Origin of the sequence: Leeuwenhoekiella nanhaiensis, from assembly GCF_002744755.1 — a bacterium.
In the GTDB taxonomy this organism is placed as follows: Bacteria; Bacteroidota; Bacteroidia; order Flavobacteriales; family Flavobacteriaceae; genus Leeuwenhoekiella; species Leeuwenhoekiella nanhaiensis.
The window spans coordinates 343,001-365,965 of record NZ_KZ319289.1; the positions used below are offsets into that span (position 1 = coordinate 343,001).

The 22,965-nt window shown below is 42.1% G+C and carries 11 protein-coding genes and 1 tRNA gene; all 12 read right to left on the reverse strand.

What is annotated here, in order from left to right; genetic code table 11:
- Position 1: 1 nt before the first annotated feature.
- The 12 genes from CJ305_RS08140 to CJ305_RS08195 all read right to left on the reverse strand — a co-directional run bounded on the left by CJ305_RS08140 (position 2) and on the right by CJ305_RS08195 (position 22,842).
- The gene (locus CJ305_RS08140) at positions 2-8,458 is read right to left on the reverse strand and encodes a LamG-like jellyroll fold domain-containing protein (protein ID WP_099645766.1); all 8,457 of its coding nucleotides are present in this window, start codon (positions 8,456-8,458) and stop codon (positions 2-4) included.
- Positions 8,459-8,470: 12 nt separating this feature from the next.
- Complete coding sequence (locus CJ305_RS08145) at positions 8,471-9,346, reverse strand: phage tail protein (protein ID WP_099645767.1); 876 nt, start codon at positions 9,344-9,346, stop codon at positions 8,471-8,473.
- Positions 9,347-9,594: 248 nt separating this feature from the next.
- Positions 9,595-10,224, reverse strand: a complete 630-nt coding sequence (locus tag CJ305_RS08150) for a response regulator transcription factor (protein WP_099645768.1) — start codon at positions 10,222-10,224, stop codon at positions 9,595-9,597.
- Positions 10,224-12,260 (reverse strand): sensor histidine kinase, encoded by a 2,037-nt coding sequence (locus CJ305_RS08155; RefSeq protein WP_099645769.1) that lies wholly within the window; start codon positions 12,258-12,260, stop codon positions 10,224-10,226. Before CJ305_RS08155 ends, CJ305_RS08150 begins: the two co-directional genes overlap by 1 nt.
- 400 nt (positions 12,261-12,660) lie before the next feature.
- Positions 12,661-12,963 carry a hypothetical protein gene (locus CJ305_RS08160; protein ID WP_143469363.1) on the reverse strand — a complete coding sequence of 101 codons (303 nt, stop codon included), beginning with the start codon at positions 12,961-12,963 and terminating at the stop codon, positions 12,661-12,663.
- Between the two features lie 1,063 nt (positions 12,964-14,026).
- Positions 14,027-14,100 (reverse strand) — tRNA-Asp (locus CJ305_RS08165).
- A gap of 113 nt (positions 14,101-14,213) precedes the next feature.
- Entirely contained in the window at positions 14,214-15,143 is a 930-nt protein-coding gene (locus tag CJ305_RS08170; protein ID WP_099645902.1) for a DUF58 domain-containing protein, read from the reverse strand.
- 501 nt (positions 15,144-15,644) lie between these two features.
- Positions 15,645-16,190 carry a ClpP family protease gene (locus CJ305_RS08175; protein ID WP_099645771.1) on the reverse strand — a complete coding sequence of 182 codons (546 nt, stop codon included), beginning with the start codon at positions 16,188-16,190 and terminating at the stop codon, positions 15,645-15,647.
- A gap of 255 nt (positions 16,191-16,445) precedes the next feature.
- Positions 16,446-16,763, reverse strand: coding sequence for a thioredoxin (gene trxA, locus CJ305_RS08180; protein ID WP_099645772.1), 318 nt, complete (start codon positions 16,761-16,763; stop codon positions 16,446-16,448).
- Positions 16,764-17,028: 265 nt separating this feature from the next.
- On the reverse strand, positions 17,029-18,831 hold the full coding sequence (locus CJ305_RS08185) for an alpha-amylase family glycosyl hydrolase (RefSeq protein WP_099645773.1): 1,803 nt from the start codon (positions 18,829-18,831) through the stop codon (positions 17,029-17,031).
- A gap of 138 nt (positions 18,832-18,969) precedes the next feature.
- The gene (locus CJ305_RS08190; protein WP_099645774.1) at positions 18,970-20,523 is read right to left on the reverse strand and encodes a choice-of-anchor I family protein; all 1,554 of its coding nucleotides are present in this window, start codon (positions 20,521-20,523) and stop codon (positions 18,970-18,972) included.
- Positions 20,524-20,868: 345 nt separating this feature from the next.
- Entirely contained in the window at positions 20,869-22,842 is a 1,974-nt protein-coding gene (locus CJ305_RS08195; RefSeq protein WP_099645775.1) for a DUF2075 domain-containing protein, read from the reverse strand.
- Positions 22,843-22,965: the final 123 nt, after the last annotated feature.

A 22,965-nucleotide genomic window follows, 5' to 3' on the forward strand; every position in this document is an offset into this window, starting at 1 on the left:
GTTATTGTTTAATCACTTTTTTGGTTAGTACACCATCTGCGTGTTTAATACTCAGGAAATAGGTTCCTGCGCTAAGCTGTGGTGATATGCTGTAATCGCCTGAGCCAGTATCAGTTTCAACCTTTTCATCCAGTATGACCTGCCCACTAAGCGAGAATAATTTAATGGAAAGCGTTTGTGCTTTACTAAAATTAAATCGCACTTGTAGCCTATCTGAGAACGGGTTGGGGAATAGGGCAAGAGCATCTTCAGCAGCTTGCTTATCCTCGAGGATTACAGGGTTTTTAACCGTGCCCATCACCGCATTTGATTTAAACTCAAAGCTTTTTGAAGTGGCTTTTGAATTCATCGCATCTGCAATGTGGAAAACCAGATTTTCAGGTTGATCCCCGTAAATGGTGATAAAGCTGAGATCCTCATCACCTACACGCTGGTTTTTGGCTACTCCTTTTAAAACACCCTCGGTATTCAATACAAGCAATTGGTCATAGCCTTGCGGAAGTCTAACAACGGCATTCATGGTCTCACCAAAGCCGGTAAACTCAGGTAAAACATTGGGTTGCTCTGTTTGAATTCCTTTGGCCGACTTCGACTTCGACTTATTGAAGATTGCAGGGTAGCTAAATTGCTGTGCAGTGGCTGCTTTAAGCATATATCCCTTACCTGCTTCAAGATAAGTAAGCGTCCCGCTCCAGCCATTACGCGTATCGTAAATCGCAAAGAGGTTTTGAGACTTGATCACATCACCCTCTACAGGGCTAAAAGTGGCCAGTGCTTCACGTACCAGAACATTTTTACCAATAGGATAGGGCAGCCAGTTCCAGTTTGTATTTAAGTTTAACGTAAATTGTGAGAGATCAACTTCTTCACCTTCAATTCTAAGCTGTTGTCCCTGAGCCAGATTAAACTTATACATTCTGGCAGTCGAAAGTCCGCCGCCATTGCTGATATCTCCATTCCAGCCGCTGTTTGCAGGATTGGAACCATCTTTATAATAGGTTTCCAATTGCGCTGGATTTACCGTCATAATTCGATCTGAGGTTGAAAGATTCATGGGAGAGGTCAGCGTGTTAAGATCTACAAAGAGCGGATCGTCTACTCTGAGCGATACCCAGGTCCAGCCGGTATTGAAACGTAAAACCTGTTCCATTACAGCAGTGTTCTCAAACAGGGCGGGATTACTTAAGCTTCCGGTAATACCATTTACTTCGAAAACTACTGAATTTTCACTATTTAAAGTAACCTGAAGAATTTCGCCGGTCGAGGCATCCCATGCCTTAAAGCGCACATTTTCTGTAAGCTCATTAGTTCCATAAACAGTAAGGAAAGCGAAATATTCTGCATAATTGGCATCATAAACCAGCTCTGCAACACCCCGTACTTCATCGCCTACAAATGCAGCAACACGGTCGTACGGATCTTCAGAAATCACTCCGTCTATCTGAACACGAGCTATGACATTCATCGTATAGTCAAATGCAGAAGGGTCAACCGTCCAGGCTGGCTCTTCAGCAAGTACACGCAGGTCAACCTGAATTTTCTGAGAGTAGCCGAAATCGGTTTCCAAACTTATATTCTCAAGGTATTCACCTGTGGTCAGTTTTTCATCTATGGTTGCGATAATTGCAAGTTCGCTGGCAGGAGCAATAGTTCCCGATGTACTTGATAGTTTCAACCAGGACGGTACCTGAGTAATCGAGTAGGGCTGTGTAGTTCCTCCTTTGTTGAGGAGGACAATTTTAAAGGTGGGCGCTTCGCCACTTTCTTTAACAATCTTCACAATCTCGTTATAGCCTTCAGCATACCAACTTACAGGATTTTGCTGTATAAAGGCAGTCCAGGTTACCGGAGATTGCTGCATATTGTTAGCGGAGTCAAACATACGGTGTACTGTAATATCCAAAACCTGACCTTCAATTTCAGCTAGTCGGTTAACCACGGGTTCCAGAATCATTTCATCCTGATTGATTACGCGGTTGACCTGAAACCTGATGATGTCACGTGCCGGTTTAAGAGCCGGAGTGTCATCGGTATAGGTAACCCTACCTGCACTGAGTTTGGCGTTACTGGGTATAACCGTATTATTACTATAGGCGTGGAAGTACTGCGGCCCATTTCCATTTAGCGGATCTGGGGCATTCATCCGGGCATATAGCATTAGACCAATACTCTCCGGATCTACCTCGTGATAACTGTCTCGTGTTATTTGTTCTACGTTACGTAAGGTATTCCACAGTCTGAATTCATCGATCTGACCGGTAAACTGACGGTCAAACGTCTCAAAACCACCCAGGTCTTTAGCTCCCCGAACACCCAGCCAGATTCGGTTACCGGAGAAGCCTCCAATGCCGGTCATGGGGTTTGAAGAAACCTGTTTGCCATCAACATAGGTGCGTAACGAACCCAATCTGTTTAACAGAAGCGTGACATGGTGCCAATTATTATCGGCAATCGAAGCCGTGGTAAGTGGCAGGTTTTTTCCTTCTGCAGCAAAAGAAAGGTTACCGGAAGCGTTCATATTAATGGCCCACTTGTTTGAGAAGCCGTTAGATTGAACCACATCAGTACCGTCACCTTTACCATTAGAGAAAAGGGTGGCTTCCTCTCCGTTTTCGGTCTTAACCCAAAATGAAATGGTCGCATCCATCTGTTCGGTTAACTGAACAAAATCGACATTGTCTAAAGTAAGGTATTGACTATTCTCAAATTTGTATGCGGTGCCTTTAGGTTTAATATCCCAGTCTGCAGTAACGATTGCATGCTTGAAGCGTGCCAGATCGTTGGCTATGGTTCCGTGACCTTCATTCATAGGATAATAGCCAATGAGGTTGGCCTCATTTCCCTGTAAGGAGTTATACATGGTAGCAAAAGCATCTCCCAGTGAAATATCTTTATTCCAGATACGCAGGCTGTGTATGTTGCCTATAAATGTATTACCACCTATAAAAATAGGATTGTCATTTGCGATTTGCATTGCGGTACCCCCGTTAGCTGCGTCAAGTACTCGTGATTCCTCATAAATCTGAAGATCTCCCGTTGCTTTCGTAAACGTAAAGGTATAATGATGGAACAATCCATCTGTGGCAATAGCCCCACTGGCTGTAACTCCGCCAAGCGTAAAACTGATCTCACCATTATTCAAACTGATGTTTAAACCCTGAGTCTGATTTACAATTGTGGCTGTCGTTGCCTTGGTAGCATTTTTCATCCAAAACTCCATCGTAAAATCTTCATTCAGAATCATTGGTTTTTCGATGGTCATGGTGTTATTGGCTCCTGCAAATAATACCGAAACCGCGTTATCGATGGGTAACTGATTGGTCTTTCCTTTTATCTCAATTACCGAAACTGCCGAATTATAGAAGATGTTTTCATTAAAGCGAACTTTAAGATCTTCACCTGCAGATAAAATTCCGTCAGTAGGAGTAGGGGTGCCAAAGCGCTGTGGAGCTGTGAGATCAACCCTTCCCGTTACTACGTCTGATATAAACTCGGTACCGTTAGTACATGTGCTTCGGGCTCGTATTTCATAACCTCCATCTGCCAGTTTCATTCCGGCAATATCAAACGGATAGGTCAGCGTAGCATCGGTTATGAGGCTAATCTCATCTTCGTTGTTTGCTACGGCATCGTCATAAAAGGCCTGAGTACTGTAATAGGTTTGCAGGCGCGTCCAGGTAGGTGAACCTACAGATCTGTATTCCAGATCAATTTTTTGGAAACTGTTAAAACCGGTATTGAACTCATTTAAGCTGATATTGACCGGATTTGTGGTTCCATCCAGATTGTAAGCCGTCTCGCGGTTAAACGTCCAGTTATTGAGTGGTGCGCTTACATTAACCGATGAACAGGAAGGTACAAACGAAGCCGAAATGGCCACCTTATCAAAGGTATTTACAGGATCACACCTTGAGGCCAGGTAAATGTTTATATTTTCATAGTTGTAAACATCTGAAACTGATTTTTCTAAAGTTAGTGTAAATTCAACAGGATCTCCCGGCGGTACAAAAACGGTAGTACCATTAGCGCCCAAATTAAAAATTGCATTATTAGGATTTGTTGTATTGTCTACAATTAAATCGAAATAGTTGAAATCAGCATTGTCACTGGTAAAATCAGCCCTGTTTTCTAACAAAAGCTTAAATTCGGCTTTACGTGTTTCAGGGATATTCGTGACACTGGCAACTTCTACACTAATTCGTGGATCTTCAGTGCGTTGTGTTGCGTAGCTTAATTGCTCTTTGTCAATTTCTTCTAACTCAGGTATAACGCTTGCATCTGCATCGTAAGCACTATGGTCGTAGAAATTGGACAACTCAGCTCCTTCATAAGGACATGAGGTTCTACCGCCAATGGTTGTAAAAATGGGACCATTACCGTCAAACGTATTAACAACATCTACGCTTAATAAATTGGCAGGGTCATTGTCCTTGAGGGTATAACTAATGTTTAGTGCACTGGCATCAGAATTGCTTGTTCCAAATTGGTCTTTTTGTTTCAAAAACCCGTTTACATTTATCACAGCACCAAAGGAATTGATTAAAAAGCCTAATTGAGTAGAAATTGTTTCGTTTACTTCGTTTTCAAATGATAGTGTTCTGCTTTTGATTATTAAACTTTCTAAACTTCGTGAAATCTCGCCCAAACCACTGTCAAATGAAATATTGTCTTCAAATTGATTTTTTACTATGTCGTCAGCATATTCGTCTTCAGTTATTCTAAGTTGGTCCCTGTCATTTAATGCAAGATATTTGGTACGCTCATTTTCACGAATTACCTTTCTCCAGAGATTAATCTGCTGCTCATAAAAGCCACGGGTTTGGACTCCCGGGTCATCCGGTTTAATGATACCGTTGTCCAGATTGCTTATGATTAATTGCAAATCTGGGATTAGGCTGGTTAGTATAAACTTTTGAGAATACAGAAAGAAGGTTGAGGTAGGTTCCTCAGTAAAGAACACCGCTTTTTGTTTACTGATGTAAGCTTTTTTACCTTCTGAGTTTGTGAGTTCAAGATACGGGTTGGTGCCTCTAGGTGCAGCAGAACTTTGTATATCGTCAAATACACCATAGGCGTAATTTTTACTCTGGCCTATGTATAAATCTCCATCTGCACCCGTGAACTCAGGATCATCGCTTGTGGAAATAGTTTGATTGAACGTATAGGATACGGTGGTGCTCCTGCCATCAAATGAAGAATAGGAATACGAGGCACCAAAAGACGCATTATTAATAGTCTCGGTTTCAATCACCGGTCCGGCTAAACCACCACCGGCAGCGACTTTAAGCCCTCCTCGAGCCGTTCCGGACACACCACCACCAGCTCCAAAAGTAAAGGCGTTGCTTTTGGTTATCTCTATAGTTTGACCCGCTTCAATAGAAGCATAGCTGTTAGATCCCGGGGGGTCACGTAAAACAATATCGGGAATATCGGGTCCTGCGGTTATAAAGGTTTGACTTCCATCAGATTGACCTCCCATAATAATACCTTTATTGGTGTAATTTTCTGCAGGATAATCCACCCCGTTGATGCGGTACTTAATATCCAGTGTTTTTGTAAAAGGTGGTGCTATTGCGGGTATACCGGCGCGAAATCTGTAATTGATGATACTTGTATCATCAGGATCCCGTGTGATTTCTTCAGTGTCTGTAAACGCCAGGTTGTTTGTTACCTTGAGCTCTCCATCAATTACGGGCACTATATCCTCAATGTTATTTCCCCCATCATAATTGGTATACCGTTCAAAAGTATTGAGCGCGATATCATACCACAGAAATTGCGTATAGATGGGATATGCAAATCCTTCCGTACTTATTGTTTCGGTTTCGTTGATAGGTATTTCCTGATCAGAATTTTGACTAACCACTCTTAAAACCGGTGTGGAGCGATAGGTAAAACTTTTGGTGTATTGATAGGGATCACTTGTTAAGATTTCCGTATCAGAAACCGCAAATTCAGAAGTAACCTGTGGTTTAATATCCATAAGATTAAGCGTTTCCTTTGTCTGAATCAAACTGATACTCGTATTTGAAGGAATGCGTAAACCAGTAGTAGGATCAATACTGTAATTAAGCGGCAGCACATCTACACGATATTCACCAGATTCCTCATTCGTTTGAAAATTAAAACGGGTATACGGGGTAGGGTTTGCTCCGGTTGGGGCATATTCCAATGTAAGTTCAGCAACTCCAATATTGTTTTTGGAGCTTACCTGTAAGGTGGTGGCGTTTCCATTACTATCTGTAGTACTTACTTCATAAAGACCAGATCCACCAAAGCCTATGGGTTGCTCAGACTCTACCGGTCCACCTACAACGCGCCCTACGAGCGTAACTTTTGTGGTGTCTACAAAAACAACCTGCTCTACGGCATCTTCAAAAAATTCTTGGGTACTACCCGAAGCAGCCGGGAATCTACCTCCATAAACAAATTCATGACCGTTCTTTTTAACCGTTATAAAGTGGTTTCCGATGGGTACCGAAACCTGAAAGTTTCCTTCATCATCTGTTACTATCGGGGCACCATTGCTATCGACAACAATCTGGTTGTCAATATAAATATTTACCTCTTCAGGACTCACACGGGCATACCGTTCCAGATAATCATCGGTATCATCATTCGGCGTGCCTTTATCATTAAGCCACCATTCTCCTTTTGAGTATTTGATACCGCTTTTTTCGTAATAATTATAAGCTTCGTCAAGAATACCGGGGCCTTCTACATAATCAATTCCAGGAGTAAGGTCCTTGAAATCCCCTCCGTTAACTTCTACAAAAGATTTAAATACGCCACGCGTATCATAGAGAATTTTACCACTGAAGTTGAACGACGAAATGTCTACAAAGTCAATCTTATTGACCACCTCTGAGCCTTCTCCCAAAAATACCAGTTGTTGTGCCGGTTTAAATTTATGTTGACCAAATACCGGGGTGATATTGAATGATTCGCCGGTACCGGAATAGGGAACAGCAGTAATCTCATAATTTCCACTGGCATCGGTCACCCCCAATACGCCCAGCTGGTCTGATGCCGGAATGTTTCCTGCACCGCTTATCCACTGTACCCTGTTGGCATCAGCGGTATTCAGGTTGTAAAGTTCGCCGTTGTTTTTATTGTAATCAAAGCCCGATCTGGAGAGGTCATAGGCATACTGACCCGCATTTTCGTTGGCTCGCAGGTAAGAAATCAAGTTAGAATCATTACCGCTAATATAGCGTCTGAAATCACGGCGAATATCCGCTTCAGTCAGGGCCTTTTTCCAAATGCGAATTTCGTCCATATCTAAAGGGCGAAGTCCACCGCTTATGACTTTGTTCCATTCTGTATCAGCCGTAATGGCAAGCGTGTTAGTAGTTGTGCCTTCAGTAACCGAGAAATAGGGTGCTGTGTATCCCGGCTCGATATCCACTAATGCTTCATTTGCCAATGTAGCGTAAGAAGAAGTTACCGGGCGCCCGTTAATGAATAGTTTTGGTATTGTATTATGTTCCAGCACCACAGAAACGTGCGTAAATTTTGTGTTGAAATTTTCAATAGGAATCAGCACATCATCGCCTCGTGAATTGATTTCACCAGATGGTAAATAATTGTTCAATATAAAAACGGAACCACCGATTGTAAATCTCAATTCCCGTGAACCGGCATCAAATCGCGTATCTATATTAATGGCATTGGTAAAGCTTTCCATTCGGAAGAGACGCGTATTCATTTCACCGTCACTGGTGTAAGACTGAGCAGGTCTTAACCAAGCCTGGTAGGTAGCTGCGGTTGTAATGGGGCGGTCGATACCATCAACGGTTATGCCTCCACCTGCAGGAACCCGCAAGGCAGCACCATAAGTATTAGCACTTCCGTTAGGATTGGCTTTTAAAATAACGTCTTTAACGGGATTACCGCCTTCAAAACTTACGTTACCCGTTACCACAGCGGTGGGGTTTCTAAACCCTACACCCGTAATAAAGTTTGAATAGCTAACCTCACTGTCAATAATACCATCAGCGAAGAGTTTGTACTCATATAAAACACCACCTTCTACATAACGATCCTCATATTGCGTTTCTGCTGGCGATATATTAGCCACAAAATTAAAGGGAAGTGATCCATCGGGCGTAAAAACCCTTCTGTATATCTTTATAGTTTTTAGCAGGTCAAAGTTGTTCCTGATCTCCCAATTGATTAAAACCTTATCCCCATAATAGCCTTTAGAAATATCGAAAGAGTCATCAGAAAAGGTTTCAAAAAGGTAGAGAACTCCCCAGGGAAATCGTATATCGGCCGGTCTTACCGGTCTTTCAGTCATACGCTGATTTAAACCTAAAATGGGCATACCCACTTGTAAGGTATAGTTAGGATTCTGCACAGCCTGAGATACTGTAACCGGCTTGGAGCCATCACGCTGCGACCATAACGAGGAGGTCACGAGCAGCCAAAAGCCCGTAAAATAGACTAATTTTTTCATGTCTAAATCCTCTTAAAGTTTAATGATATAATTCACCCCATAGTTGACGGGGCGTGTTTCATTATCACCTGTTAATCCAGAATTCCCCTTAACATCATGATTATGATCCCCAGCTGTTGACATTGTTGCTGAACTTGCAAGATTTGGCTCATTGGGGGTGTTATCACTAGCACCCGTAGTATACTGGCCATCAATTGAAAGTAATTGATTATAACCACCATTATTATGGTTATGATTACCATTAATAGTCGTTTTGAGGTCTATATTGTGTAAATGGGATTTAAAAGCCTCATCCTGTACTGCTCCAAGTGTTGTATTAACAGCGTTAAATCTATTATTTCCTGCCCCCCGTAAAAACATACCTCTTAGATCAGGAGCATTGTTAACACCCAATAGATCAATAAGCTTTTGAGAACCGGTTACAACAGTAAGGCTTGAGCCGTCACAAAGAACCCATCCATAGGGAGCCGTTGTTCCCATAAAAGGTATTATGGCACCGGTGGGAACCCCATTATTTGCTGAAATCGCGTAGGGTACGTGCTTTAAAGGTTCGTCTGAAATAATCGTTTGCCCTTCTTCAATTTTAAGATAAGCCTGAGTGTTTGCGATTACTACGTTATTTACTGCTCCGGGATCTACCACGTGGCTAAAAACCCCAAAACTATCTGTACTAAGTGATTCATTATCCACATAAATTTCCTGCATCTGATTATTACTATCCAGATAATAAATGGTAAACTTAAGGTTCACAGTTTCATTGGATTTTGCAGTGTTGTTGTCGTCCCGTGCGATGCCCTGTACTGCAATTCCTGCGGCTTCTGCAGAAGTTTGAGCAAAAGTAAAAGCTCCCATAAAGAGCGCTAATAAAAGAAGTAGTTTTGATTTCATTTGGATTTTGTTTGTTGATTAATACACCTAAACACGAAAGTAGAATGAACTGTTTGGGTAAACCATACGTACCCCTACGTATAAGTTATTAGGCACTTACAGTTTTATGGGTACAGGTTTAAAATCGACATAGGTCGATTAAAGGGAAGAAGCGGGAAATGCATAGAACCTAACAACCCAATAAGGCCTATCATGGTTTATTAAATTTTTTTTGAGAAGACGAGCGATTTTCCCTGCTATTGAAACTATTATGTATTCAGAAAAAGATCAGGATGTTGTTTTAGCCAAAGTATCAAAGCATTTGGGGAAGAAGTTAGGTTCAATTTATCAATTATGTTGCTCCGGTGTTTTTCTACGGTGCGCTTGGATATAAACAATTCTTCGGCTATCTGAGCACTGGTATAGGTTTGCTCTAAATATTTTAAAATTTTTAATTCGGTAGCGGTAAGCTTATCTACAGCACGCTGTTTGTAATCAAAATGAATAGACATCTTTAAGTCTGTACTGATGTATTCCCTTCCGGCTATAACCTCCCGCAAGCATTCTTCCAGTTCGTCTAAAGCCACGTTTTTAGTTAAGTAGCCGGCAATACTATCCCCTACTTCCTGAAGTATAGCTTCCTGTTTATGTAAAGTCAATATAATGGCTTTGGTGCCTATTTTTTCGTGTCTTATTTTTTTTGCGATTTCCAGTCCGTTTAGCTTGGGCATGTCAAAGTCCAGTATAGCTACGTCCGGTCTAAACTTCAGGATTTTATAAAAGGCATCATTGCCATCCTCCGCAGTAGCCACTACATCATATGCGTTTTTATTAAGAAAACTTTTCGTACCGTTTAATAGTAAGGGATGGTCGTCTGCGACTAAAACACGTATAGCCATTAGTTGGTCTTTTTGGGTATAATTATAGTAACGAGCGTGCCTTTACCAATTTTAGATTCAACTTTTAAATCGGCTCCAATCAATTGTGCCCGTTCCTTCAGGTTTTTAAGCCCTAAACTATTTAAAGCCTGTGTTTTTTGTGTGACCTCAAAACCTTTTCCGTTATCTTTAACTGTAAATATAAACTGTGTTGCTGTTTCTAACACCTGAATTTGACAGGCAACCGCTTGAGAATGTTTCTCAACATTGGCTAGGCATTCCTGTAACATTCGGTAAATGAAAAGCTCCTTTTCTTTTTCGATTTCAAGTTTTTTGATTTGTATATCTGCCGAATAAAAAATAGTTGAATTCTTCTGAAAATTCTCGACCGTATACCGAATAGAGGTAATTAAGCCCAGTTTTTCAAACTGAAAAGGATGTAAACTTTGCGACATGGACTGTACTTCCTGAATGCTTTGGTCTATGAGAGCCGGAGCACTTTGCACATTGAGCAGGAGACTATTTTTAATAAGTAATAAGTTGTGGCCAATACTGTCATGTAACTCTCTTGCGATACGCTTACGCTCATCTTCCAAATGGCGGATTAGGTTCTGCGCAAATCTCTTTTGCAATTTGCCTTCCCGGATAGAGAACAAACGCTGTCTCCAAAAATAAATACTAACAAATAAACCGATAGCGATAATGCCTCCCAGTAAAAAACGCTGATTGGCGATTCTATTTTCAGCTTGTAGCAATTCAATAGCCTGGTTTTGCTGTTGGATTTCCAGATCCTTCTTTTCAGATTGAAATTCTGCCTGAACATAGGCAAAGCGTTTTTTTGCAGCATTGACATTTAAAGAGTCCTTAAACCGAATGTAGTTTTTGTAATGCTGCAATGCCTGAATGCTATTGCCCTGAGCCTCGCTAATTTTAGCCAGCAGTGCTTCCAGCTCTAGCATAAATCTTAAATCTCTGGAGTTCTCGACATTATCAATAAGGGAACGTGCTAATTGTTCAGCATTTGCCCAATCCCCCCTGGCAAAACTATTTTCGCTTTGCGCAATAACATAGTAGGCATTGAGAAAAGTACTGCTTGATCTGTTTGACATTTTAAGCCTGAGCGTATCTAAAAGCTGATTTGCCCGATCAAGCTGTTCATTTACCGAGAATGTTATGACCGCATTGGCAAGAACAAGTATTCGTACAATCTCGTTAATATCTGCTGCCGGATTATCATTTACCAGCGCTTTGTTAATGTGGTATAACTCGTCTTTTGTATTTTCTAGCCTACGCGCATCCAAAGATGCTTGTAGATGAGCCATGGCCACGATTTGCTTTTCTTTGATTTTAGTTTCTAAATCAAAAATAATAGACCGTTCTTTAGTAGCTTCCTCATACAGACTGTTCTGACTTAATAAAGAACTCAGGCCGTTTTGCGTCCAAAGGTAATATAAAGTATCATTTTGATGTTTAAACAGTTGGCCCGCCTTTCTAAAGAGTGATACGCTCTTTACAACGTGATTGAGCCTCGAATTATTCTCAGCGGCTTTCAAATAGGCGTAGCCAAATTCATACAGGGAAGAATCTTTTTGTTTTTCGAGAAATTCGATTGCGCGATCCAGGATTTTTAAGGAGTTTTCAAATTCCTGTTTATACGTTGCTGCTTCTGCATAAGAAATGTAGAACTTGGCCCTTTCTTTTACATCTTTAGTTTTCAAAAGATGCTTTTCAAAAGATTTCAATTCATTTAAAGCGGCTTCATGATCTATATTTTCATAGATGTAGTATGCCGCAAGACGGTTAGTAAAAACCAGGGCTTCATCCCAATCTTTATTTTCAAGGGCGAACAACTGATATTTAGATACTAAAAGACGAAAGGATTCATCCTTTAGGGTTTCACTCTTTTTTAAAAAATCAGATAAAAAACCAATCCTTTCTTCATCTGATGGAAGCTTTTGTAGTTGGGTTTCCACTACATCAATTGAAGTCGTATTTTGCGATAAAGCCTGATAAAACACCAGGATGAACCAAATATTAAGAATAATTTTACCGCTCATAAGAATACATAAATGGAAATAGCAATGACCTGTTTTTATTTTGAACAACCCATTGTGTATTCCAGATAATGCTGATTTTTTATGTCGTGGATGTTCCTTGAGAATACAAACTTATTTATGTGCTGAACTACTGTCAATGCTGTTGTCGTTGCTAATATTCTTGGCTTGAACCAGATAAAGGATTTGTAGAATGTTTGTTTGAGATAAGACTGCTCACGCATTGGTAAAAAGAGTTTTTCTATTAATTTCCTTAACACATATGACTGTTTTCTATAATCGTGGTGGTTTGTTCTCATAAGTGGAATGCGTTTTATATTGCTACTCTCGAAAAGGTTGGGCTGAACCTCCGCTGAGAAATACTCCTCGTTATCTTATTGTTTTTGTACTGATACACATACGCTTACAGTAGATCGGTCTTTTCAACACGACTATCTTCAGTTTCATAAGCATAATTCCCTACATATTGAGTTGCTTTTCCCGTTAAAGACTTGGTCAGCTCGATTTTGCGGTGTCTAAAATATATGGGAATAGGTCCATTTCCACCCCCTTCATTGTTTAAGATAGTTGCAGAAGTTGGCAGGTTTAAGTGGTTGTACTGAATGCCCGCCTTATTGTTTGCTGCGACGATTCCCTTATTCAAATCTTTAATCCTATTTCTGTTAGGGTCGTGATTCATAATCATCCCCAGTTTTAATAACCTCATAAAATTGTTCCTTAAACGTGTTCGAAAAATTTACTACATCGGTCACTTTTAAGAGTTTGTTAACTACATTATAAACTTAGACCAAATTATCCATTGTCACAAAATGACTACTATTTCATGCTGCAGGATTTACAATCATGCAACCCTTACGTATCATTGATATTATATTCCAATTAGGGTCTACTTTTTACATCTGTAGGAATACAAGCAAGCCCCACAATAGTTGAAATGGAGCTTGCATCCGACGAGTGCAACGAGGGGAACGCATAGGCGCAACGGACAGCCATCTCAACCAGAAAGGAGTTTTAAGGATGTAAAAATAATCCAAGCATTATTTTTGTTTCTTTTTGGGCAATGAAAAAACGAAAGGAATATGCCAATATCTATAAATATCCAAGTTCAGTTTGAATATTTTTCAGTTCTAAATATTCTTCATGTCCTTCTTAGGCTTGCTGTAGCTCTTTTATTTTGGAATTCCTGAATCTCCTGTTGTTGGTTTTTTTAATTACTGCTGTCCCAATAACCTAAATGGAGAAGTATGAATGCAAGGATACTGAATCATGCTCCCCACTCATAAGCTTATGAACCTATAGCTCTTACAAAAAGAGTGTCAATCTGTGGTTGAAATGTGGAGCCATTGGGTCTTATCTGAGAAGCCTGGCAGCTCTAATTAACTATAGTAGCATCACGATGCGCTCCTAATACCTGTCTAAAACCGTCCTAAAATGGCTATGCCAATTAATAGTATTGGACTTCAAATACTATTCAATGACGAACTGATTTTATCTATAAACTCGTATCGAGGCTTAATTGTAGCGAGCCCATTTTGCATTAAAACATTTCAAACATTATTAAAAACGGCTAAACGTTTGTAGTCGGAATTTTAAAGCGTTTTAAAAAACGAATTTGGTGGCCAATGTTCCTCGTTCAATTCTATGTGTAAGAGGCTTAAGCAGCATTAAACATCAATCAGAGACTAATCTTGTAAACTTCTCGTTCCTGATATTTTAGAATGAAAACGCTATAAACGAAAAAAGCTCCTCAATTTCTTGAGGAGCTTTTGCGGTCTGGACGGGACTCGAACCCGCGACCCCATGCGTGACAGGCATGTATTCTAACCAACTGAACTACCAGACCAATATTTTAAGAACTTTTGCAAAAGTGAAACGCTTGTCATTTCCTTTCTTGCGGGTGCAAATATACACCCATTTTTAAAGTACACAAACAAATTTTAAAAGTTTTTTTAAATACTATAAAAACTGTCTGCGCTCCACCAGAAAGCTGCTCAAAATTGGAGCGAAGCCGCGCTGTATATCTGCTGGAACATAACTGATGCGGTATTGGGCACAGCGCAGTTTAACCGCCTCAAAATAAGCGGTGACCGCATCCTTATAGCTTTCTTTTACGGTGTCTGAAAACACATCAATGCGTTTGCCGGTCTCCACATCTTCAAAACGCTTGGGCGCATTATCAAAATCAAAATTTAATTCGGTAGCGCTGTCGTAGGTGTGAAAGAGTACGACTTCGTGCTTGTTATATTTTAAATGCTGAAGCGCTTCAAAAGTTTTCTCCTGCTGCACTTCATTTTGAAACAGATCACTGAATAAGAATACCAGCGAGCGCCGTTTCAGCTTTTCGGCAATAAAATGCAGATTGGCGTAAGTATCGGTCTTAATCGATTTGTTGGCATTTTTCAATACTCCATTGAGCTGATCAAGCAGCATATGATGATGCCGCTCGCTGCCTTTTTCCGGAGCGTAATACTCAAAATGTTCAGCGTAGATACTCAGGCCTACCGCATCCCGCTGTTTTTTCATCAACTGCATAATCGCAGCCGACGCGAGTACCGCAAAAGCAATCTTATTGGGCTTGTTAAGGTCCGCCTGCTTTAGCGCCGGGTAGTGCATGCTGCTGCTGTTATCCAAAATCAGATGACAACGCAGGTTGGTCTCCTCCTCATAGCGTTTGGTATACAGCTTATCGGTGCGGGCATAGAGCTTCCAGTCTATATGTTTGGTGCTTTCGCCGCTGTTGTAGACCTTATGCTCTGCAAACTCAGCCGAAAACCCGTGAAACGGACTCTTGTGCATCCCACTGATAAACCCCTCAACAACCTGACCTGCGAGCAGCTCCAGATTGTTAAAACCGGCAATACTGTTTAAATGCGCCTGTAGGTCTATCACTTTTTAAGTTTAGAGTTCGGTTTTCAGTTTTCAGTTCACAGTCTCAGTCGGCAGTGAAACGTGCACAAATGAAATTTTTAATTTCGTACTTCGTATTTCAAACCGTCCCTTCGATACACCGCTCTTTGGGTCGCGGCACTCAGTGACCGGTTTTCAGTTCACAGTTTTCAGTCTCAGTCAGCAGCAAAACGTGCACACATTGTATTTTTAATTTCGTACTTCGTATTTCAAGCCGTTCCCTTTGGAACACCGCTCGTTGGGTCGCGGCACTCAGTGACCGGTTTTCAGTTTTCAGTTCACAGTCTCAGTCGGCAGTAATTTTAATCACACTTTGTATATTCAAACTGCCCACTGCTACTGCCTGCTGCTTACTGGTCTTCTGTTTCCAGTTCGATAGCCTCCAATTAACAATTAACGTTTAATCAGTAACTGAAGGAATTTCGTGTTTCAAAGTCCGCCCACTGCTACTGCAGACTGCTACTGCCCGCTGTCTACTGATTAAAGTATTCCGTCTACGATACCGTATGCTACAGACTCCTCAGCACCCATCCAGTGGTCGCGGTTAAAGTCTTTCATCACTTTGTCATAATCCTGACCGCAGTTTTCGGCAAGAATTTTTGCACTCAGTTCTTTGGTCTTTAAAATTTCCTGAGCGGTAATTTCGATATCACTCGCCTGGCCGCGTGCACCACCGCTAGGCTGGTGAATCATCACACGGGCGTGAGGCTGTATAAAACGACGTCCTTTTTCGCCCACACTCAATAAAATACTACCCATACTGGCAGCAAGACCGGTACAAATGGTAGAAACCGGACTCTTAATAGACTTGATTGTATCGTAAATCGAAAATCCCGAAGTCACATAACCTCCCGGACTGTTGATGTAAAACTGAATTTCGTCATTGCTAATTGCATCCAGGTACAGCAGGCGGTCTACAACGTGCTTGGCACTCTTGTCGTCAACCTGTCCCCATAAAAAGACTTTGCGCTCTTCAAGCAATTTAGCATCAATAATATCTTGTGGTTTTCCTTTTTTGGTTTCCATTGTTCTTTTTTATTTTCTAATTAAAGCTGTTTGGGCTTCGGCTTTCCGGCTTTTAAGATGCGCCAGGCAGCAATTTTACTAACCCAGTAAATTTCGGAACATTTTTTCAGCCCCCCAACAAGTATACAGAATATGTTTGGGAAAAGCTTGTAAAAACATTCCGCTCCCGGCGGAATAAAATTACCACCAAAACCCAATAAAAAAGGCCTGACCCTGCGGTCAAACCTTCTTTATCTTTTTCAAATGCTTTGCGGATTATAGTAAACCGTCTATAGCTTCTGTATATACATTTTTAGGAGCAACACCTACCTGGCGGCCTACAACTTCACCACCTTTAAACATCAATACCGTTGGGATGTTACGCACGCCGTATTTCGCTGCAAATTCCTGATTGGCATCTACATCAAGCTTACCTACAACCGCCTTGCCTTCGTATTCTTTGCTTATTTCTTCAATTACGGGTCCTACCATTCTGCAGGGACCACACCAGGCTGCCCAAAAGTCAACCAATACCGGCTTGTCTGATTGCAATACCGCTTCTTCAAAATTTGCGTCTGTTATTTCTAGTGCCATTTTTCGTTATTTTAGTGGATTAAAACACAAAATTAGTCATTTATTTTTCCAAAGCTTACAAAAGCCAAATCAGATTTGGCTATCCGTTTATCACTTTAATTGATTTTAAAGGCTTTATCGGGCGGCTTTGGGCGTGTCCCCGCAAAAGGCGGGGTCGGGCTGTACGCTATATCTTTTTTACGGCAACAAAGGAATCCGTTTGCTTAATTTAAGCATCTTGTAATTGCCGTAAAAAAGGATGCCGCTGCCATCCCTCACGCGGGCATTAGCCTTCCGTTTCAGATACCGTATAAATCAGGGCACCATAACTCGGTATGTTAAATACTCCCGTAAAAGGCTTGCCGTCTGTCTCGCGTTCCTCTTTAACCAGATCCCGTACCTCCAGATCTGAAAGGGCTTCGTCATAACCTTTCCAGTCTGCGTTGATACGTAGTTTCCAGTTTTTATTAGCATCAATGCCTATTCCATAGTCGGTATAATCCTGATTCCTAAAATTCAAAATTACCAGCACCTGTTCTTCTTCAGCCCCGCCGCGTTTATAGGCCAGTACTTTGGTTTCCGTATTAAAATGGATGATTTGCAGGTGTTGCCCGTTAAGTCCGTTTGCACCTTCCAGCGCTCCGGTTCTGAGTCTGATGATATCGCCTAGCAATTGTGCAATGCCCTGATGCCTGTCGTGTTTGTCCCAATCCAGCGCTTCGGTATCCTGAAAATACTCGTCTTCAATAAACTCCTGCCCCTGAAACAGCATCGGAATTCCCGGTGCCGTCAGCGTAAGTACCATGCCCAAAATCGCACGGCGTTTCGCAAATTCGCTCTCCGCATCCCCCGGCTGAATTTCCTCAGGCACGCGGGCTTTTCCGTTGGCCACCTCGTCGTGCGATTCGGTATATACCACCCGCTTAAATACGTTTCCGCTATAGGTGTGCTCCAGCGCATCTACAATCTTTTGAAGATCACGCCCGTCATCACTGGTGTTCTGTAAAACTTCCCGAACCGGGTGTACAAAATGCATATCCCACTGCGCGCCGTAGCCTATTCCGCCGTAGGCGATACCGTTGGTGACAAACTCGTCGCCCTTTAAATCCTCGGCAATGGTGAGCACTTTTGGATATTTGGCTTGTAGTTCCTGATTGATATCGCGCATCATCTGGTTGCCTTCATCAATTGCGGTATCTGCCCCCAGACCGCCGCCTTCATAGCGAATGTAGGAGGTGGCATCCATGCGCAGGCCGTCGCAATGGTATTTTTCGATCCACATCAGGGCGTTATCGCGCAAATACTGGCGTACTTCGGGTCTGCCGTAATCTGGGCGCGTGTCTCCCCAGGGTGTTGTGCTGCGGTGGTCGTTGTAAAAGTAAATACCACCCTTTTCGTTAGCGCTCCAGCCGTCAAACTGCCACAAATCCACATCGCTGGGGCCAAAATGGTTGTACACCACATCCATAATCACGGCGATACCATGTTGGTGCGCTTCGTTAACCAGCTTCGCAAAACCATCGGGACCTCCATAGTCTGTTTCAACAGCAAAGGGCTGCGCGGGATTATAACCCCACGAAATACCCCCTGCAAATTCCGCCACCGGTAACAATTCAATACAGTTGATGCCTAGTTCTTGTAGATACGGCAATTTTTCAATTACATCCTCAAAGGTTCCCACACGATCCGGGTCTTTGCGGTTAAAGGTGCCCACGTGCAGTTCGTAGATCACGAGTTTATTCCAGTCGGCGATTTCAAAAGCCTCATCATCCCAGTCAAAACCGAGACTTCTGATGATGCTGTTACCGTTACTGTTTGTCATTTCAAACGCATAGGGATCGTTGCGAAACAGCTTTTGCTCCCCATTGTGAATGATGTATTTGTATTCATCACCTTCCTGCGCATCTGCAGAGGCACCTGCCCAGTAGCCATTTTCTTCGGCTTCGAGGGCAAAATCAGTTTCCTGCCAGTTATTAAAATCCCCGGTAACGTAGACTTTATCGGCGTTGGGCGCCCAAACGCGAAAGGTGGTTACCCCGTCAAGCAAAACGGCTCCCATTCCGGCCGATTTTTCAATTGTAGTTTGCATAATTTACAGCTTTATCCTACCGAAATTACTAAAGCCCAACAGCTGTAACCGCTTTGTTGTGATATGCTTAACTGCCAAATAAAGCATAAAAAAACCACCCGAAATGGGTGGTTTCTGGGGCAAATTCAAATAAGCAGGTTAATTATTCTGATAAATGCTAACCGTTCCGGAAGCTTCATGTGCGGCGATGATGAGGTCTTTGCCGTTAGGACTGTCCTCTCGTGAAACGGTGATCAGGCCTTCCGGAGCCACATCGGTGTTGCGTTGCAGCCATTGCAGGAACACCGGTGCAGCCGGGTTGGTCACATCATACACCATCAGGGCGCTTACCCGCTCCAGGCCAATGATTGCAATCTGGCGCTCGCCGGCTATATCCAATATTGCAGTTGATTCAGGCTCTGCACCCTTGTCGTCGCTTCTTCCGTCTTTTTCACCGTCCTGAAGATTGGTCGCGTTGTCTTCGTTGTCCAGGTTAAAGTATTGAGGTGCAAACTCCAGATTTTTACGGGCGATGTCATCGCCGCTGTCGTAAACCAAAGTTCCGTTAGTATCCCAGATCGAGAACGAGCGCGCACCGTAGCTGTATAAAACATCAAAATCTCCATCATTATCGGTATCTCCGTTTGCAGTGGTGATTTTTAAACGACCCAGATTTTCATCTTCCAGTAGCATCGCAATATCAAAAGCAGCAAAGGCAGTAGGATCAAGGCTAATGTCTTTAATACGCTCTTCTTCGCTATACCCGTCGTAATCACGGGAGTCGCCCTCGTTAGCCGTGATCAGATAGCTCATTCCTTTTGCGGTAAAATGCGAAATCGCATCGGGCATATAAATCCCGAACACCGGCCAGTTTTTGAGTTCGTCAACATCATCGCGATTGCTGGCGTCAAGCATGTTTCCGCTTTGCGAAAAGTCTTTAAAGCCTAACGGATAAATGTCTGTAATGCTTGCCGTGGCGATATCGAGTTTGGCTATGCCGTTGTTTTCCTGAAGCGTAATCCAGGCGGTAGCCGAGTCGTCTGAGACTGCGATGTATTCAGGTTCTATATCCTGCGTAAAAGACGCGCCGGGGCCAAAAATGCGCAAGCCTTCTGCTTCCAGACTGGCTTGTTGAGCGCTAAATGCACTAAAGCCGGCATTACGCACCGTTCCTGTCGCCAGGTCAATCACGCTTACCGAACCTTCCGGATCTACCGTATAATCATCGTTGGGTTCGCCTTCATTGGCTACCAGAATGTAGTTGCCGTCTGGCGTAAAGGTCACCATATCGGGCAGGGCGCCCACGGTATATTCGGCATCCAGGCTGAGGTCTGCGGTGTTGTACACGGCAATTTTCCCGTTGTTTTGTTTTACCGTATTTTCAATGGCGATGGCCAGTTTGCCGTCTTTTACGGCTACGCTGTTTACCGTACCTACGGCCAAAAAGGAAGCTTCAAGATGTAACGGATTTGCAGGGTCTGAAAGATCAACCACCGAAACGCCGCTTTTCTCGGAGTTGGTTACAAACAAACGTTGGGTTTGCGGGTCGTAGGCACTGATTTCGGCAGCGGCCTCGCCACCCAAATCTACAGAAGCGAGGTAGGTAAAATTAACCGTGGTATCTACCACCGGTTGTATGGTGTCGTCGTCATTTTCACAGCCTGTAAATGCCAGTGCCGCCACGACTAAAGCGGAAAGTATTCTTTTTTTCATGTCTTGATTGGTTTAAGACGTGAAAATAGCGTGGAGCTCCCCATTTCCCGGTTTATACAGGATTATGGGTTTGCTAAATAATCGTTACGTCGGGGCGTAAGAGCCGCTTGGGATAAAGTTTTGGTAACCTTTGGGTAAAGAAGGAGGGGGAGTTGGGGGTTTTGTTTGTTTTTGGGCGTGACCCCGCAAAAGGCGGGGTCGGGCTTTCCGTTTCAAGTCCTCGTCCCGATCCCGATAACTATCGGGACGGGACTGTGGGCTTTTCACTACAATCCCTCACGCGGGTTTATGATACTGTGGTTAATCTGAATTTAGTTCTTGAGAGTATAGATAGAAGAAAAATGTCTACAAAACTTTAAGTCCAATACTTTTAAGATATTCGAAAGTTGGATTATAAAACTTAGGGTTTCGAGTATGGTCGTCGCTATTTCCTTCTGGAATAACGATGACCATCCCTTGACGAGCGCGCGTTAGCAATACTCGGTAGGCATTGAGTAAATACTTTTTACGATCCTCTTTATGTATATTTTGCCATTTATTCCCCTTGAAGGAATAGGATTGCCAACCTTCTTCAGAGTACCTCAAATCTCCATCCCAAGTCACACAAGCCCAGTCTAGTTCCAAACCTTGAACCTGAAATTCAGTAGCAACATCTTCCAGGAAGTAAGAGGATCTAATATCATCTTTTCCATTTAAGAACCAATTCACGTGATTGATTGGAGACCGAACGTCCATTGCTAGAGGTTTCAGTCGATATGCTTGAGAGGAAACCACAATGCCATAGCGTTCTGATCCCCGTGCTTTTTCTTTAAGCCAGTTTTTTGCGGTTTCGATATCACGAGTAATTACAATCGGGTATTTGTCATTTAATAATCTCAGTGTATTATTTGCATTTTTATCTACATCAAGTATTTCCTTAACCAATTTCGATACGTATTCTGCTCGAAAGGAACGCATGGAAACGGAAAGATGTAGGCTCTCATTAAAGACGACCCTACTTTTCAGCTTCAGTTTTTCTATAGCTTTAATTGCGTCGTATTCTTTTGCGTACAAATTGGCAGAAATTCGAGTTTCCCAATCAGGGAATTCATTATCAATAGCTTCAATCCATTCTTGAATACCTGCTTCACCAGTATTTATTTCTTGACCTCCTCCAACTAGACAAATTATAACAGCCCAATCCTTATGCCTATTTAAACACGATATTAAAAACTCAGGCTCTGAAAACTGAAAGTTAGGCTGGTTTTTCTTTTCGCGCATGAACTTAACAGTCTGCTCACGTGTCCAAGCGCGTTGAGCTTCATCAAAAATGGCAATGTGATCGTAAGGAGCTTTTTTATCTCTTAAGTATTCATCTCGGTAATGATGTATGATCTGAATGAAAGCCTTTACACTTTCTTTTGCTGCTTTTTTTGTAATTCTATTCCCTTTTAATTTCTCTTGAACCACTTTATCTCTAGTGAGCGCTTCTTGAAGAATGTCTACGAGAGGTTTATTTCCAGATAGAAACACGCTAGAATTACCTTTTTTTCTATCGAGATGTTCTGCGGCTACTTTTAACCCAACGAGTGTTTTCCCAGCGCCAGGGACCCCGGTAACAAAACAAATCACTTTTTTGTTATTAGACTTAGCGTAATCAATGGTTTTAGAAATATAACTTGTTGTAACCTTTAGATTAGTCGCACCGGCATCACTCCGCGTAATTTCCTCAACATTGTGATTATTGTACATAGAAACAGCGGCTTCAATAATTGTAGGAGTAGGCGAGTAGCTACCAGTAATAAATCTCTCTGAATTTATGTGTTCATTATCTCGAAAGAAGTTAAAGGCCGAAGCGATGCAGTGAGCTAAATTTTCTGCATTGCATTTTAATGGCTTAACCAAATTGTCGTTGTGGCTGGTTGATAAAATCTCAACAAATGAGTCTTTAGCTTTTGTGGCAACTAGAACTGGAATTAAAATACTATCGTGACTTGGTTTGTGAAAATTTTTCAGGTCTAAAGCATAATCCCAAACTTGTTCTATGTCATGTTTTAAATAATTCTTTTCCCCAACTTTAAACTCAATGATGAAGACTAAATTTTCTATAATAAGCAGGCAGTCAACCCTTTTTCCCATCCGCGGAATCGAGAATTCGAAGAATAGACTTCCATCATACTTAAAAAGAACATTCTTTAAAATTTCGATTTGTCCTTCCCAAGCAAACAATTCGGTTGTAATATGGCCGGTTCTACTATTAGTTGCGATTTCGCCTACAATTGTTTGAGTTGACTTCTTTAGAAAATCTCTAATCGTATCAGAATAATAGAAGTTTAGCATTACAGAATTTGATAGTTTAATTTCTTGAGCAGAAGCTCTCCAAAACTCCCGAAAGATATCATTAATATTCCTGCGTTAGGGATAGCAGCGTAAATCCTGTCCTGTCCCGATAATTATCGGGAT

Coding starts and splice junctions, on each gene's coding strand:
- CJ305_RS08195 (WP_099645775.1), bottom strand. CDS start 22,842: ATGCTAAACTTCTATTATTCTGATACGATTAGAGATTTTCTAAAGAAG.
- CJ305_RS08150 (WP_099645768.1), bottom strand. CDS start 10,224: ATGGCTATACGTGTTTTAGTCGCAGACGACCATCCCTTACTATTAAAC.
- CJ305_RS08175 (WP_099645771.1), bottom strand. CDS start 16,190: ATGGAAACCAAAAAAGGAAAACCACAAGATATTATTGATGCTAAATTG.
- CJ305_RS08185 (WP_099645773.1), bottom strand. CDS start 18,831: ATGCAAACTACAATTGAAAAATCGGCCGGAATGGGAGCCGTTTTGCTT.
- CJ305_RS08190 (WP_099645774.1), bottom strand. CDS start 20,523: ATGAAAAAAAGAATACTTTCCGCTTTAGTCGTGGCGGCACTGGCATTT.
- trxA (WP_099645772.1), bottom strand. CDS start 16,763: ATGGCACTAGAAATAACAGACGCAAATTTTGAAGAAGCGGTATTGCAA.
- CJ305_RS08160 (WP_143469363.1), bottom strand. CDS start 12,963: ATGAGGTTATTAAAACTGGGGATGATTATGAATCACGACCCTAACAGA.
- CJ305_RS08145 (WP_099645767.1), bottom strand. CDS start 9,346: ATGAAATCAAAACTACTTCTTTTATTAGCGCTCTTTATGGGAGCTTTT.
- CJ305_RS08155 (WP_099645769.1), bottom strand. CDS start 12,260: ATGAGCGGTAAAATTATTCTTAATATTTGGTTCATCCTGGTGTTTTAT.
- CJ305_RS08140 (WP_099645766.1), bottom strand. CDS start 8,458: ATGAAAAAATTAGTCTATTTTACGGGCTTTTGGCTGCTCGTGACCTCC.